This is a genomic window from Metabacillus rhizosphaerae (assembly GCF_037201795.1).
GTDB lineage: Bacteria > Bacillota > Bacilli > Bacillales > Bacillaceae > Metabacillus > Metabacillus rhizosphaerae.
Genome location: NZ_CP147403.1, coordinates 1,874,171 through 1,890,623 on the forward strand (window position 1 = coordinate 1,874,171; position 16,453 = coordinate 1,890,623).

A 16,453-nucleotide genomic window follows, 5' to 3' on the forward strand; every position below is an offset into this window, starting at 1 on the left:
ATGTAATAGAAAGGTTACAAACTTGACCATAAACGACCAGTAGTGCCAATTTTTGTTAATTTTTAACTATGGTATCCATTAAATGAAATTTTATCCTTTCTTAATATACTACTTTTAAACATGTGATAGATTTGGTGAAACGGTATTTAGTCATATGTATGGAATGGACTAAGGGAGAACTGATTAAATAGTTATAGTAGAAAGTAGAAATGAAGCCTTTATTATTAGGATGATAAGACTTAAATTTAAAAACATAACCCGACTTTCGTACTAATTGCGATTTCTAACACTGAGTCTGCTTCGGGCTTAGAAATCATTATTCACACTAGAAATAGAGAAGATTATTGTATTCAAGTAATTTTAAGTAGTAGGGTTGTAAATAGATTTAAGAAATTTAGCCTATTTTTCTTCACACAATCAATATTTAGTTGTAATCATAAATACATATTAGGTAAACATTTCTTATCTAAAATAAATTCAGTACTCATATTTTAGTTAGGAGATGACTTAAAATGAACAAAAAATTATTAATAGGAGCAGGTGTTGCATTCACCTTGCTATTTAGTCCACTGCATCAAACATTTGCAGCAGAATCAATAGGTGATCTAAGGAAGGTTGATATTGTAGCTCATCGTGGTGCAGCAGGATATGCACCAGAAAACACAATAGCTGCGTTTGATAAAGCAGTCGAGATGAAAGCGGATTACATCGAAATCGATGTTCAAAGAAGCAAGGATGGAGAATTAGTAATTATTCATGATACAAGCGTTAACAGAACAACAGACGGAACTGGGAAAGTTGGAGATTTAACGTTTACTGAACTTAGGAGCCTTGATGCAGGAAGCTGGAAAGGTGAACAATTTAAGGGAGAAAAAATACCAACCTTTGCTGAAATCCTTGATCGTTATCATGGTAAGGTTGGGATTTTAATCGAACTAAAAGCACCAGAGCTTTATCCAGGCATTGAAGAAAGTATTGCCCAGGAATTAACAGCTAGAAACCTAGATGTGCCGCAAAATGAAAAAATTATTATCCAATCATTTAACTTTGAATCTATGAAAATCATGAATGAATTACTTCCAAAAGTTCCAATCGGAGTTCTTACATCATCAAAATTACACACAACACCAGAAGCATTACAAGAGTTCTCAACGTATGCAGATTACTTTAACCCTAGCTATGGTATTGTAACAAAAGATTTAGTAGATCAAGTCCACTCAATTGGAATGAAAATTTCATCTTGGACAGTCCGAAGCCAAGAAGCGGCAGATTTCCTTTTAGAAATGGATGTTGATGCGATTATTACAGATTATCCTGATTATGTTGATCCTAGAAATTAATATATTTCAACGAACAAAAAAGCAGCAGATGCTGCTTTTTTGTTCTATCAGTTTTAAGAATATTTGTTTGATGTAAAAGATCATATAATGAATGGTATATGTCAATGCTTAATATGAGGTACAATCAAATGATTTCTTTTTGATGGCAATTTAGAAGGTGAAAGAATTAGAAATACTTTATTTAAGGAGTTATAGATCCCTACCATAATTTTAAAATATTTTTGGTCATATTTTAATTATTCTTATTCAATTCATTTGAATTTTTTAATTCCTCGTGATCTTTATCCCAGCCTACATGAACTTTTCCTATACCATTACAATTAGGACACTTCTTTTTAATAATAGAGAAGAAATGATCACGAATATGTCCTTTTCCTTTACAAGATCTGCAAATTTTAATAAATGACACAAAAAGCCACCCCCTTATATTGGATTCCAAACTACAAGATCTTTATGTTTAAAAAATAAATAGTTGGGTGATGGCAGTTATTTTCCGTAACATTTTTCTCACTATGACTTAATCTTTCAGCTGCACTAGATCTTGATTAGAAGCAACACGAAAAATCATTTCCAACGTTATCTCATCTTCTCTAATACCCTTAGCCTTACAAACACTATCTTGAAATGATTTATTATATTCAATCATCATTAATAAATCATTTATATCTGCAACCCCAAAAACCTCTTTTACGATATCTCCGTATTTCAGTTGTGAACCAGTCGCGAATTTAATGATGCCTGCCTCAGGATTTTCTAGATAGTAGATCGTTTCTACATTGAGTTCCAATAGTAACATCCTTTCAAACAAAGTATTTTAATTCATACTTAAACGGGTAGTAAGACCATATGGAATGAAGTCTCACTTTATTTTATATCTGGTCCAGACTGGATATGTGGGCTGGAATAATAAATAGCCATGTTTATTTCACTTACATCTTCAGTATGATTTTGATATACCTGATAAACATCAGAAGAGAAGGACATCGTGTCACCTTTATTTAAAGTAATAGCACTATCTTCCCCAATTTTGATGGACAAAATGCCGGAATGGACGGTTAACGATTTTAGTACTCCTATCCCTGAAGGGGCGGAGTGATGCATACATCCCGGCAATAATCGAATTCGAAAAATTTCTAATGGAATTCCAGGAGAAGCAAACGTATTATATGTTTCAAATAAATCGTTATCTTCTTTAAAGAATGGTTGTTCATCTTTCTTAATAATCTTTATAGAGGGATCTCTTATAAGAAAGGAAGCAAACGGTATCTGTAACCCAGCAGCTATTTTCCATAGGATTGCAACGGTTGGATTAGAACTTCCACGTTCAATTTGTCCGAGCATTGGTTTACTTACACCAGTTAGTTCTGCAAGATCATCCAAAGATAATTGGCGTTGCTGACGGTAAAAACGTAATCGCTGACCAATTTGATTAGATAGAAAGTTTTTATCCATAGAAGACTCCTAAAAATGTATGTTATATTGATGTGTTAAATATATTATAACATATTTTATCGAGAGTCATTTTCTGAATATTTTGTTTAAAGGCTTGAAAGGTAGGTATTGTGTGTTATATGATATAGAAATATTATTATAACATACGAAATGGGTACTGTTTTTACAAGATAGCTCCCATCAGTACGAGAGTAATTATTTGAATATTTTTAATTTTACAACTCACAAAAAGGAAGGGACTTTTTATGAATTACTCATTTGCAGAACAAACAAAAAACTTTAAATCATCTGCTGTTAGAGATATTCTTGCTGTTATTCAACAAGGTAATGTTATTTCATTTGCAGGAGGATTACCTTCTGAAGAATCATTTCCTTTGAGGGAAGTTCAAATAGCCTATGAAAAAGTCTTTTCATCAGGAAAATCGTCTTTACAATATGGTCTAACCGAAGGATATAAGCCATTAAGAGAAGCGATAAAAACTAAAATGGAAGGAAAAGGGGTGGTAACACCTCTTGAAAACATGCTAATTACAACAGGTTCACAACAAGCAATTGATTTATTTTCAAGAGTCATTCTCTCGACTGGTGATGTTGTATTAACGGAAGATCCTACTTATTTATCAGCTATACAGGTTTTTAGATCCTACGGGGCGAATGTAGTTGCGGTCAACAGTGACGAACACGGAATGGAGTTTGCGGATTTAGAAGCAAAAGTTAAGACTTATCAGCCAAAATTCATTTATATTATCCCTACTTTCTCAAATCCAGAAGGTAAGGCTTGGAGTATTGAACGTCGCCAACAACTTTTAGAGCTTTGCTATAAATATGATGTACTGGTCTTAGAAGACGATCCTTATGGTGATATTAAATTTCATGACGAGGAAGAATATCCAACTGTCGCATCATTTGATCACGGACAAAGCCATGTAGTGTATACGAGCACTTTCTCAAAGTCAGTTGTTCCAGCATTACGAACAGGCTGGGTAACAGGGCCTTCACCAATCATAAAAATGATGACACAGGCAAAGCAGATGGCTGATCTGCATTCAAGTTCGATTGATCAACAGGCACTTTATTTTTTGTTGCGTGACTTTAATCTTGAAGGACATATTCAACATTTGAGAAGTGAATATTATCATCGAATGACAATCATGAGAGACTATTTAAATAAGTTAGAGCCAGGGGTGTTTACTTGGAAAGAGCCAAAGGGTGGAATGTTCTTGTGGGTTGAAGGACAGGAGCATCTTAATACACCAACTTTGCTTAAGAGTGCGGTAGAAAAAGGTGTTGCCTTTGTTCCTGGAGCACCTTTCTATGTTGATAAACCAAAGTACAATACATTCCGCTTAAACTTTAGTCATTCCACACCTGAAAAAATTAAATTAGGAATGGACCGTTTAGTAGATGTCTTATTAAGTCCAATTACGATCTAAGTATAAAATACCTATACTTTCTTAATCATAAAAGGATGAACTAAAATTACAGTTCATCCTTTTATATCGCTTGTATGAGATAAGATAAGAAGATTTACCTTTCAAGAAAGTAATCAAAATTAGAACAGTTACTTACTATTAAAGGCCGATCTTTAATAATTTATCATCATCTTTCTTCGGAGTACCTCTTCCATCTCGATTATTTGTTATCGTATATAATTGTGATTGTTCAATATAAACATCACGCATTCGACCACTATTTTCATGCAAGATATTCACAGATTTTGTTAATATATCAAAGCTTCGAATTTTTGAATCCCGCAGTGTAGCAATGTAGAGCTTCCCATTATGATAGCCAATTCCTGAAGGTGCCCACGTGTTTTCGCCAGTGTGATAAATAGGTTTTTCCATACCAGGTTCTTCTTCGTCTCCTTGTATAACAGGCCAGCCATAGTTTTGTCCTGGCTTTATAAGATTGATTTCATCATGTGCGCTCTGTCCATGCTCAGTACTATATAGAATTCCTTCATCATCCCATGCTAACCCTTGGGGATTTCGGTGACCGTATGAATAAACATAGGAATTTTCAAAAGGGTTGTCATTAGGTATGGTCCCATCTAGATTCATACGTAGGATTTTTCCTGCTAGACTTTTTTTGTCTTGTGACAAATCTGGATTCCCAGAATCTCCAGTTGTAACATAAAGCATTCCATCTGGTCCAATTCTCATTCTGCCCCCATTATGAATTCTACCACCCGGAATCCCTTCTAATAAGACCTTTGTTTCCGTCCACTTTTCTCCATCTTGTTGAAGAGCAATCACTCGATTTTTAGTTACCAGATCCTCTTTATATGTATAATAGGCAATGGCCTGTCCAGAGGATTCAAAATCAGGAGCAAGCACTAAACCAAGCAAGCCTCCTTCACCCTCATGGAGAATATCTTTTGTAACCGATAATTCTTCCTTTTTTATTAGTCCTGTTTCAAGGTTAGTTTCAATTATTTTCCCCTCGCGCTGACTTATGAAAAATGTTCCATCTTTTTTTGTAATTGTCCAAGGTATGTGTAAGTTGGTTGCTAAAACTTCTACTGAAGAAGCAATGGTTTCTTCAGCCTCTAGTTTCACTTGTTTTTCAGAGTCATTACTATTTTGTGTTTTATCCCCAAAAGAACATCCTGTAACGAACAACAAAAGCATAAGCGTTTTTATTCCTTTATACATAGTATGTCGCCTCTAATCTTTGGAAATTATTTGTAATAATAGTAACAATTTTCCCGAGAAGAATCAAAAAATGAGATAGCCGAGTGCACGAATACGTACACCGACTATCTCATACTTAAGAATCATTTTCGCCAGTCTCACTAACTTTCTCGATTTTATCAACAAACATTTGATATACTTTTCTTTTTTCATCTAATTCCTTTATGTACTGTTTAAGCTCTTCATATTTTTCTACAAAAGGAATTTGATAAGTTGTTTTAATACTATTAATTATTTCGTCATTGATTGTAGATTGAATGACTTGCTTGGTTATGCCAGATTTATATGAATAAAGTTGAAGATCACATTTGATCCTTTCGTATTCTTCATCGATTTCTATTTTTTGTGCTAGCATCTCTTCTTTCCATTCCAGTAAAGCATCCTTAACTACAGACTCCAACTTTACCCCTCCTAAGTAGCGATTAAATTAAATAATTCTTATGTATAGAGATTCGTTTTATGTATCTAATAAACTATTGATAAAAGTCTTCTTTTTTATGGGGGTAACTCCCCTTTAGAAAACACTTTGTTTTCAGAAAAAGGTTATTTATCAATGGTTAATTTTATTAGTTGAAAAGTTTAACTTTATTTAATATAGGGCAATGTTAGTAAAATAATTGATAAATTGTGTTATTTGGCATCATTCTGTACACATTAAAAGTATAAATTGAAAACAACCATTGCATATAGAAAGGAATTCATCATGATTGGTATACTACTGGCTTTAATACCAGCTTTAACATGGGGAAGTTTAGTCCTTGTTAGTGTGAAATTAGGGGGAAATGCATATAGTCAGACATTAGGAATTACAATTGGTTCTTTGTTATTTGCAATCGCTATGTTTTTCTATGCGGACCCAGAATTATCACCGATTGTTTGGTCGATTGGACTTGTTTCAGGTATATTCTGGACAATTGGACAATTAAATCAATTGGCAAGTGTTAAATTTATTGGAGTTTCAAAGACGGTGCCGATTTCAACAGGTATGCAATTAGTGGGCACTACGCTTTTTGGAGTTCTCCTGTTTCGGGAATGGGAAACGAAACTGACCGTTATTCTTGGTTCTATTTCAATTATCCTGATAATAATAGGTGTTGTTTTTACATCAACTGGACAAAAAGAGGATAAGAATGCGGGAAAAAGCTTAAAAAAAGGATTGTTTATCTTATTTATTTCATCACTAGGTTATATAGGATACGTCATTATTATTCGTTATTTTGAAATTGACGGATGGTCAGCAATTTTACCTCAAGCGCTAGGGATGGTGATTGGTGCGTCTGTATTAACCACAAGACATAAGCCTTTTAATAAATATGCACTGAAAAACATTGTGACAGGGTGTTTGTGGGCAGCTGGAAATCTAGGATTATTATTATCCATTCCTAGAGCTGGTGTAGCCACAAGTTTTTCACTCTCCCAAACAGGGATCATCATCTCTACTTTAGGTGGAATTTTTCTGTTAGGGGAAAAGAAAACTAAAAAGCAAATCATTTTTGTTGTTATAGGCTGTGTTCTGATTATCGCAGGTGGAGTTATTTTAGGTTATACAAAAAGCATATGATTTTATCTCTACTTAAAATGAGAAGTAGATATTCAATTAGAGGTAGGACGGAGTAATCTCTCCACAAATTTTTTATAAGAAAAGGATTATTCACGATGGCTAATTTAGTTCAAAACAATAGGAGGAGATCTCAATGTATCCAGATTTGAAAAATAAAGTAGCAGTTGTGACAGGGGCATCATCAGGGTTGGGAAAGGCAATCGCACAGCGGTTTGCAAAAGAAGGTATAAAAGTGGTTGTTAATTATTTAACGGAAGAAGATAAACCGGAAATAATGATTGAAGAGATTAAAGCCAAAGGTGGAGAAGCTTCTAAAATTCAAGGTGATGTTTCTCAAGAACACGATGTGAAAAAAATTATTGATTTTGCAATAGATACATATGGAACTTTAGATATTATGGTTAATAACGCAGGAATACAAGCGGAAATCCCCACAGAAGAGCTTTCCCTTGAAAGCTGGAATAAAGTTATTTCTACTAACTTGACAGGTTGTTTTTTAGGGAGCCGCGAAGCAATTAAATATATGTTGGATCATAAAATTAAAGGAACCGTAATCAATATGTCTTCAGTGCATCAGGAAATTCCATGGCCTCACTTTGCTCACTATGCAGCAAGTAAGGGTGGCATTAAACTATTAACTGAAACACTTGCTCTTGAATATGCCCCAAATGGAATACGAGTAAATAATATTGCGCCTGGTGCAATTGATACACCAATAAATGCTGAAAAGTTTACTGACCCTGAGGCTAAAAAGGCTGTACTTGATTTAATACCAATGGGATACATAGGCAAACCTGAAGAGATTGCCGCATGTGTTGCATGGCTTGCCTCATCAGAAGCTAGTTATGTAACAGGAATGACGCTATTTGCGGATGGCGGTATGACACAATATCCAAGCTTTCAATCAGGTAAAGGTTAACTCGATATAGGATCATAATTTCCAAAATTAAAACAGTTTTTTACGAGACTAAATACTGTTCGCGTTTTCTTCAGATTATTCAATACCTATTACATTTCTCCCCCCATTTACCGACTAAGGAAAGCTTGCCTAGGGATTAAGTATGGCTTCACGAATCAATGAGAACATATTTTACAGTAGTATTGTAGGAAAATTCATAATATTAATGCCGGAGTGAATAGGACATGTTACAATGGTAATGACATATATTCCATAATTATCCTTATAGTACCCAAAGGATTTTTGTGCTTCATAAATTAAACTAGCCTTACCAGTCATCTGATTACTGTGTAGGGCTATTTTTGTAAAAAGGAGGTGGTAATTGTGTTGGAGTGGTTAGAGCTTCTCATCAAATTGTTAGTTGCTGCTGCCACGCTTTTCTCTTCCATCACACTTGGGTTAAAAAATATCGATGACTTAAAAAGAAAAACAAAAAAGAAAAGACGCTTCCCATAGAGGAAACGTCAATACAAAGTGCTTACGAATAAATTATAATACAAAACTTAACAAAAAATGAGTAAAAAATTAAAAAAATGCAAAATTTTATTATTGGTACTAAGGGATAAGTGGAATTATGTCGCCTTATACTTTTTTGGAGGAGGAATCACAATGAGTAAAGTAGGTCTGATCCCTTATACCATTCAAACAGTATTAAAAGACACAAAGGTTATTCCACCAGGTGTTGAACTCATTAATGCACCTTCCGCATGGAAGCAAGGGTATTCTGGTGAAGGAATGGTCATTGCTGTACTTGATACAGGCTGTGATTCCACCCATTCTGAACTTAGAAATCAAATTATTGATGGTTACAATTTTACAACAGATGATAACGGAGATCCTAAGAATTTTGAGGATTATAACGGTCATGGCACACATGTATGTGGAACAATTTGTGCAGAAGAGAATGAAGAAGGTGTAATCGGCGTTGCACCAAAAGCAAAGGTTCTCGTCTTGAAAGTGTTAGCAGGTCAAGGATATGGAGAGACAAAATGGGTCACAGAAGGTGTCCGCTATGCAACAAAGTGGATTGGACCAGATGGTGAACGAGTACGAGTTATCTCTATGTCATTAGGAGGTAGTGAAGATAGCTCTGAGCTTCATAAGGCAATTCAAGAAGCGATCGATGAAAATATTCTTGTCGTTTGTGCTGCAGGTAATGAAGGCGATGGGAAAAACGAGACAGATGAATTTGCATATCCTGGTGCATATCCAGAAGTTGTACAAGTTGGATCAGTCAATCTACAGAAGGAAATATCAGAGTTTAGTAATACAAATAAAGTAATCGATCTCGTTGCCCCAGGAGAAGAAATCCTTTCAACCTATTTAAACAACGAATTTGCTGTATTATCAGGAACATCGATGGCAACACCACATGTTTCTGCAGCAGCAGTTCTCATTATTGAACAAGCTGAAAAAGAATTTGAGCGTCCACTAACAGAGGCTGAGATTTATGCCCAGCTTATTAAAAAAACCGATTCCCTGGAATATAGTAGACGCTTTCAAGGAAATGGAATACTAAATTTAGCATCGGGTTCAGTCACCCCATCTGAGAATCATCCTTTGACATCCACAAAATAACTTTAAGAAAAGTGGAACGATCCTCATCACCCTAAGGATTAATCACACTTTCCCTACACGGAAGGCACTAAATAGAACATTTATAACTAGTTTAACTACATTTATAAAGGCTCTTTTCTAAAAGATTGTTGTTTTTGAACAAAACTGATTAGGTTGATTGGTGCGGAAGGTGCGAGACTCCTGTGGGAGTAGCGGGACAGATGAGACCCCGCAGGCGCTTCGCGCTGAGGAGCATTCCTGTTTAATATCCTTAAGGCTTCTTGCAAAACAAAAAGTCCTCTTGTATGATGCTTGAGTATCAACGACTAAATTGACTCATCACCATACAGGAGGACCATATGATGAATAGTAATATGAATACCAAAATTAATCAAGTATCTGAAAAAACACTTGTTATTGGAATAGACATTGCGAAGAAAAAACATTACGCATGCGCTATCGATGATCGTGGACGAATTTTGCAAAAACCGTTTCCGTTCATGCAATCCCTTGATGGGTTTGAGCAACTACACAATATGATTCATTCTCTACTAGAATCACATGAAAAGACAGATGTCTTAGTCGGCTTTGAGCCCACAGGGCATTATTGGATGAACTTAGCTGCTTATTTAGTCGAAAATAATATTCAATTTGTCATGGTTAACCCTATGCATGTGAATAGAACGAAGGAATTAGATGATAACCTTCAAACTAAGAATGATCAAAAGGACGCTCGCGTTATCGCTTCTTTAATCCGCGATGGCCGGTTCAACTATACACGAATTTTAGAAGGGACAGAAGCCGAACTTCGTAATGGGGCGAGTTTTCGGACTAAAATGCAGGAAGACCTCGCATCACTTAAGAATCGAATGATTCGGTGGACAGATCTTTATTTCCCTGAGTTCCATCATGTATTCAAAAGCTTCGGTAAAAACGCATGCGCTGTTCTCGAGGTGACACCTTTGCCAATCGATTTTGATGGGAAAAATGATGAAGAACTTATCGCACTTTACAAAAGGGTTGAAGGAATAAAGTGTCTTTCCGTTTCTAAAATACAAAAGCTAAAATCAATAGCCGGTCAGTCCATTGGTTTAACTGAGGGGCTAGAAATGGCCCGATTTGAAATGGATACATTACTTTCTCAGTACAAAGCTCTTTCAAACCAACTGGAGGTCTTATCATCAAGGTTAAATGACCTCGCTCAACAATTGACAGACTATGAGTATATTTTATCTATTCCTGGTTTAGGCGAAAATACTGTTGTTGAACTACTCTCTGAGATAGGTTCTCTTAGGCAATATCAGCACCCACGCCAATTAATTAAATTAGCGGGGCTCACGCTTAGAGAAAACTCTTCTGGCCAACACAAAGGTCAAAAGAAAATTTCCAAAAGAGGTAGGAGGAAGTTACGGGCTATATTATTTAGAGTCATCCTCCCTATAATTCAACACAACATAGCGTTTAAATCTTTGTACCATTACTACACGACTCGTACTGTCAATCCATTAAAGAAGAAAGAAGCCATGGTTGTTTTATGCGGGAAATTACTAAAAATTCTACACGCTTTGTGTACAAAACGAGTGCACTTTAATGTAAATCATATGTTAACAGATCTCCATTGCCTCAAAGAGGCAGCCTAAGCAACTTCCTAGTTTGTAATCTAGACAATAGGATGACACGGAGAAGTTGGCACGAAATGAGCCATTAGACTAAGAGTCCCTTGAGGAGCATAGCCAGCCTCTGCCTTATGAATAGACCGAACGAAGGAATGTACGCGTTAGACGCCAAGAGACATGGGAGGGTACGTCATCATAAGATTCGCAGAGATCCGAAGTGCATCATATAAGCACTTAGAGTTAATCATTTCCAATTAACTCTAGCGAAGCGTAACCTCAGAATAACAATATTTTGAACTTTTGGAAATTGATGATAATCTGTAGTGAAAATCAGTAAGTGAAAATTTTTTTTCTATCTATTAAAACAGTTTTAAGCGTTGATATACCAACATTTCTAGAGGGAGGCTCATCGCCCGCCCCACGGAAAGCGAGCATCCTCTCGCTGCAATCAACCAACCCAATACTATTTTAAAAGCAACAAAGTTTGCGAAAACAGCCTTTATAAAAAAGAGAGGATAGGGGCGATTTATCGCTTTCCTATCCTTTTGCTGTCTTATAGAATACCATGGAGGTTGAATCATATGATTAACTTGAGTAAGTAAATTAGGAGTGTGATAAGCATGGATGTACTTACAGCGATAAAATCTAGAAGAAGTATAGGTGTTGTGAAACCTGATCCTGTTCCAACCGAACTTATCAATAAAATACTTGATGCTGGTACATGGGCGCCTGCTCATTATCGTACAGAGCCGTGGAGATATTTTGTTTTAACAGGTGATGCAAGGAATAGACTAGGAAAAACTCTTTCGTCAATTGCTAAAAAAACATTGGAAGATCCAAAAAGCGAAGAGAGTAGAAAAAGATTAGAACGAGAGGAACAAAAGCCACTTAGAGCCCCTGTAATCATTGCAGTAGCTGTTGAACCAACAATTAATAAAAAAGTATTAGTTAAAGAAGAATATGCTGCTGTGAATGCCGCCATTCAAAATATGCTACTTGCCACACATGCTCTTGGTTTAGGTGCAATCTGGCGTACTGGAAATGTCTGTTATTCAAATGAAATAAAACAGTTATTCGGACTTTCTACTGAATCAGAGATGGTAGGTTTCATTTATATTGGCTATCCAAATATGAAGGAAATCCAGGGGAAAAGGAAGCACTTTTCCGAGGTAACTACGTGGTTTGACCGTGATGAAGGTTTTTCGTAATTCAATTTATACTATATTCTATATAACCTAAAACACGGTGAGAGGTTAATTTCACCGTGTTTTTTTCTTTTTTTAATAGATTAATTCCGTGAAATAGGATTTAATATGAAATGTAACCTGTATTGCAACACAGTTTTCTATACGTGATGGATGAAAAAACCAGTGTAAAAAAGTTGCAATTCTATTCAAAGTTTGTTTTAATTAATTGTTCCTTTTTATACTTTTGTATGAAAAGATAATATAAAGCAAGTAAACATCTCAATACGTTTATATCTTGCAAATATAAATATAGTAGGTGAATGATAAATGGAAACGAAACAATATCGAGTTTTACTGTATTACCATTATGTAACAATTGATAACCCTGAAGAATACACTGCACAACATTTAGAATTTTGTAAAAGCATTGGATTAAAAGGTAGAGTTTTAATTGCACATGAAGGAATTAATGGTACTGTATCTGGAACAGTTGAGCAAACAGATCAATATATGGCCCATATGAAAGAGGATCCGCGCTTTAAAGATATGGTATATAAAATAGATGAAGAAGATGATCATGCATTCAAAAAAATGCATGTACGTCATAGACCAGAACTCGTTACATTACGATTAGAGGATGATGTAAATCCCCTAGAGTTAACTGGTAAATATTATAGTCCAAAAGAATTCTATGAAGCGATGCAGCAGGAAGACACTGTTGTCATTGATGCAAGAAATGATTATGAATATGAGTTAGGACATTTCCGCAATGCGATTATGCCTGATATTAATACATTTAAAGAACTACCTGATTGGATACGTGAGAATCGTGAACAATTAGAAGGTAAAAAAATTCTTACGTATTGTACTGGTGGAGTTCGCTGTGAAAAATTCTCCGGGTGGTTACGTAAGGAAGGATTTGAAGATGTAGCACAATTACATGGTGGCATTGTAACTTACGGGAAAGATCCAGAGGTTCAAGGTGAGCTTTGGGATGGTCAATGCTATGTGTTTGACGAAAGAATCAAGGTCCCGGTTAATCGAGTAGCACCTGTAGTTGTAGGGAAAGATCATTTCACAAACGAACCTTGTGAACGCTATGTTAATTGTGCTAATCCCGAATGCAATAAACAAATTCTGTGTTCAGAAGAAAATGAACATAAATATTTACGTGCGTGTAGTGATGAATGTAGAGTTCATCCAAGAAACAGATATATTGTAGAACATGGTTTGACAGAAGAACAAGTAAAGGAAAGACTTGAAGTTTTGGTATAAGATTATTGATACTTTGCTCCACTTCGATCATTAGACACCTCTTGTTTTTATAATTGTATTTTACTTGAAAAGAGTCCTTATGGGCTCTTTTCCTTTTTCTTAAACTTGCACGTTATTAAGAATAATATTACTGCAACCTTGTCACAATCGAAAAAAGAGAATAATCATTTCGTAACATTATACTCATTTCTACGGTTTTTTAATGGAATGAGTAAGTTTCAGCTATTTAGATTCTAAGGATTGTAGGAGTTATGTTGTTATTCAATTAAGATACTTATTACATTAGTGGTATTTTTTCTATCCGGTGGATATTTTATTCTAAGAGAAAAAAATAAGGAAAGGAAACATGGGAGTAAATTGTTAACGTTTTAGAAAAGCACTTGTTGACATGAAATTTACTAGAGTCTTATAATAGTAAAATATGTAAGCGTTTTTACGAGCGGGTGGGAGGTGTTGTATATCAATGAAACAAAAGCCAAAATATTTTTATCGTATCTTTTTACCTTTTGTCTTAGTAGGAACCCTTGTAATGATACTATTTAATGGCTTTGCCTATTTCTTCACAAAGGATTCATTTGAAGAGAAGATCACTTTAGAAAAACAAGAAAATGTTGTGCAAACGATGAATACACTCGAACAAAAATTACAGGCGTTAGATTATACGTTTAATTCCTATGTTCATGATACTCCTTTTAAAAGCTATATTAGCCAGCCATTAACAGCGAAGAATTTTGATACATACCAAACAATTGATAAACAATTAAACTATATCTCTTCCTTTGGTCCGAGCCAAACGACAGTTGATTTAGTAAGTTTAAAGGGAAACTGGAAGATTAGTAAACATGGGTTACAACAATTAACTGAAACACAAAAAGAACAAATCACTTCTAAATACTTGTCCTTACCTCATTCATCTACATGGTTAAAAGCGGATGATTCGAATAGTGAGATTCAGCTAGTTAAACAAACTCCTTTTTATCAAACAAATAAAAATGGTGTTCTCATAATTAACATTCCACTGAAATCATTAACAAATCTTATTTATAAACAATCTGAATCAAGTCCAATCTTTATTTATAGTCAAGATGGAACATTGCTTTATCAAAGTAATTCGAGTGAGGAAAAGGCGATTAATGAAAAAACAATAGCGAGCTTAATTAACGGTAATCACAACCAGACAGGTGTACTGAATGTAGATACTAACGGAGAAAATAAATATAAAGTAGCTTACTCAAAGTCAGGATATAATGGCTGGATTTATCTCTCAAAAATAAAAGATTCAGAGTTTTCCCAGGCAATGAAGCCTACTATAATTGGTACGATTTTAATGAGTATCTTTATGTTAACGGTAACTGTCATTATTGCCTATGTAAGTTCGGAATATTTTTCTAAACCAATTAGAGATCTACAAAAATTCATTCCGAAAATCCAAAAGAACGGTTATAAGGATGAATTTGAATTAATTGGCAAGTCAATTCGAGAAGTGCTCGATAAAAATCAATCACTTGAACACGTTGTCACAAATCAACATGAACAATTAAAGACATTATTTATGTTAAATCTTTTTCACGGACGTATGAGCGAAACAGAAATTCAAGAAGAATTAAGGGATTTTGACTATCCTGATAAATGGAGTTACTTATATGTATTAGCAATTCAATTCGATAGTTTAGAAAATAGTGACTACACTAGGAAAGATAAGGATGTGCTTTTGTTTTCCATTAACCAGATTGTATCAGAAATTATTCGTGAAGATGAGCAACTTACTCCAACAGTTATTGATTCAAAAACGCAAGCAACGATTTTTATATGCGAGAATAAAGATTGCGATCATCATGTTTTAATCATAAATCAATACGCAGAAAAAATTCAGAGGACGGTTAAGGAAATTTTTAATTTATCGATTAGCATTGGGGTAAGTAGCCCTTTTGAAAAACTGACTGAGAGTAAACAAGCTCTTGCACAAGGTATTGAATCGTTAAAATTCCGTCTAAAGGTCGGAAAAGAATCGATCATTTTTTATGAAAGTGTTTCAACTATTTTTAATAATAATCAAATAAAAACGTACTTTCCTAAAATATTGGAGAATCAATTGTTTGATGCCATAAAGTTGGGGGAAAGCAAGAAAGCTAAGGAGTCATTGCATCAATTACTTGCTGATTTGTTTAAAAATAATACAAATCCACATGAGCTAGAAGTTAATATTATGCGGTTTTTAAATGACTTAATTAGTTTAATGCAGGTAATGGGGATGGATACATTAATTATCGAAGATCATAAAACATTGTACAATGCTATTTCGGAGATGAAGACGTCTGAAGAAATCGAGATGTTTGTAAAAAACAAAATCGTATATCCAATGATTGATGCCATTTCTGAACGAACAGACTCACAAAATAAATCAATATCTGAAAAAATCATACACATTATACAAAATGAATATGATACCGAAATATCTCTTGAAATCATTGCATCTCGCCTTCATTACAATAAAAATTATTTAAGTAGTATTTTTAAAAAGGAATTTAAACAATCATTTAGTGAATATCTCGCCCTTTATCGCTATGATATGGCAAAAATATGGCTAAAGGAAACAAATATGTCAGTGAGAGAAATATCCGAAAAGCTACAATATAAAAATTCACAGAACTTTATACGCTACTTCCGTAAAATTGAAGGTACGACTCCTGGGAAATACCGGGATCTACATCGTGATGAGTCATTCTCTGTCTAATAGAAAAAGGTTGAGTAGGATACCTGATTTGGTTTCCTACTCAACCTTTTTTATCTTTAAAACTCATAAGTAATTCGTAT

The 16,453-nt window shown here is 34.7% G+C and carries 15 protein-coding genes; 10 read left to right on the plus strand and 5 right to left on the minus strand.

The window, feature by feature from the left end; genetic code table 11:
• Positions 1-512 precede the first annotated feature (512 nt).
• Positions 513-1,340: a glycerophosphodiester phosphodiesterase gene (locus WCV66_RS08950; RefSeq protein WP_338788703.1), complete on the plus strand. Its 828-nt coding sequence runs from the start codon at positions 513-515 to the stop codon at positions 1,338-1,340.
• A 232-nt stretch (positions 1,341-1,572) separates the two neighbouring features.
• On the opposite strand, the gene WCV66_RS08955 is transcribed toward WCV66_RS08950, so the two are convergent.
• The 3 genes from WCV66_RS08955 to WCV66_RS08965 all read right to left on the minus strand — a co-directional run bounded on the left by WCV66_RS08955 (position 1,573) and on the right by WCV66_RS08965 (position 2,792).
• On the minus strand, positions 1,573-1,749 hold the full coding sequence (locus tag WCV66_RS08955) for a hypothetical protein (protein WP_338788704.1): 177 nt from the start codon (positions 1,747-1,749) through the stop codon (positions 1,573-1,575).
• A 108-nt stretch (positions 1,750-1,857) separates the two neighbouring features.
• A complete protein-coding gene (locus WCV66_RS08960; protein ID WP_066340010.1) occupies positions 1,858-2,127 on the minus strand; it encodes a hypothetical protein in 270 nt (89 codons plus the stop codon).
• A 77-nt stretch (positions 2,128-2,204) separates the two neighbouring features.
• Complete coding sequence (locus tag WCV66_RS08965) at positions 2,205-2,792, minus strand: XRE family transcriptional regulator (RefSeq protein WP_338788705.1); 588 nt, start codon at positions 2,790-2,792, stop codon at positions 2,205-2,207.
• Between the two features lie 245 nt (positions 2,793-3,037).
• On the opposite strand from WCV66_RS08965, the gene WCV66_RS08970 reads away from it, so the two are divergent.
• Positions 3,038-4,225, plus strand: coding sequence for a PLP-dependent aminotransferase family protein (locus tag WCV66_RS08970; RefSeq protein WP_338788706.1), 1,188 nt, complete (start codon positions 3,038-3,040; stop codon positions 4,223-4,225).
• 138 nt (positions 4,226-4,363) lie between these two features.
• Here WCV66_RS08970 and WCV66_RS08975 read toward each other — a convergent pair whose 3' ends face one another.
• Positions 4,364-5,446 carry a PQQ-dependent sugar dehydrogenase gene (locus WCV66_RS08975; RefSeq protein ID WP_338788707.1) on the minus strand — a complete coding sequence of 361 codons (1,083 nt, stop codon included), beginning with the start codon at positions 5,444-5,446 and terminating at the stop codon, positions 4,364-4,366.
• Positions 5,447-5,561: 115 nt separating this feature from the next.
• Positions 5,562-5,885 (minus strand): hypothetical protein, encoded by a 324-nt coding sequence (locus tag WCV66_RS08980; RefSeq protein WP_066339997.1) that lies wholly within the window; start codon positions 5,883-5,885, stop codon positions 5,562-5,564.
• A 306-nt stretch (positions 5,886-6,191) separates the two neighbouring features.
• Between WCV66_RS08980 and WCV66_RS08985 the strand changes: the two genes are divergently transcribed.
• From WCV66_RS08985 to WCV66_RS09020, 8 genes are all read left to right on the plus strand, one after another.
• Positions 6,192-7,046, plus strand: a complete 855-nt coding sequence (locus WCV66_RS08985; protein WP_338789425.1) for a GRP family sugar transporter — start codon at positions 6,192-6,194, stop codon at positions 7,044-7,046.
• Between the two features lie 133 nt (positions 7,047-7,179).
• The gene (locus tag WCV66_RS08990; protein WP_066339994.1) at positions 7,180-7,965 is read left to right on the plus strand and encodes a glucose-1-dehydrogenase; all 786 of its coding nucleotides are present in this window, start codon (positions 7,180-7,182) and stop codon (positions 7,963-7,965) included.
• Positions 7,966-8,328: 363 nt separating this feature from the next.
• Positions 8,329-8,460 carry a hypothetical protein gene (locus WCV66_RS08995; RefSeq protein ID WP_260445654.1) on the plus strand — a complete coding sequence of 44 codons (132 nt, stop codon included), beginning with the start codon at positions 8,329-8,331 and terminating at the stop codon, positions 8,458-8,460.
• A gap of 153 nt (positions 8,461-8,613) precedes the next feature.
• Positions 8,614-9,582, plus strand: a complete 969-nt coding sequence (locus WCV66_RS09000; protein WP_066339991.1) for a S8 family peptidase — start codon at positions 8,614-8,616, stop codon at positions 9,580-9,582.
• Positions 9,583-9,923: 341 nt separating this feature from the next.
• Complete coding sequence (locus WCV66_RS09005) at positions 9,924-11,201, plus strand: IS110 family transposase (RefSeq protein WP_338788708.1); 1,278 nt, start codon at positions 9,924-9,926, stop codon at positions 11,199-11,201.
• A gap of 596 nt (positions 11,202-11,797) precedes the next feature.
• On the plus strand, positions 11,798-12,385 hold the full coding sequence (locus tag WCV66_RS09010) for a nitroreductase (RefSeq protein WP_066339988.1): 588 nt from the start codon (positions 11,798-11,800) through the stop codon (positions 12,383-12,385).
• 306 nt (positions 12,386-12,691) lie between these two features.
• On the plus strand, positions 12,692-13,639 hold the full coding sequence (locus WCV66_RS09015; RefSeq protein ID WP_066339985.1) for a rhodanese-related sulfurtransferase: 948 nt from the start codon (positions 12,692-12,694) through the stop codon (positions 13,637-13,639).
• 463 nt (positions 13,640-14,102) lie between these two features.
• A complete protein-coding gene (locus tag WCV66_RS09020) occupies positions 14,103-16,373 on the plus strand; it encodes an AraC family transcriptional regulator (RefSeq protein WP_338788709.1) in 2,271 nt (756 codons plus the stop codon).
• The last annotated feature ends 80 nt before the right edge of the window (positions 16,374-16,453 follow it).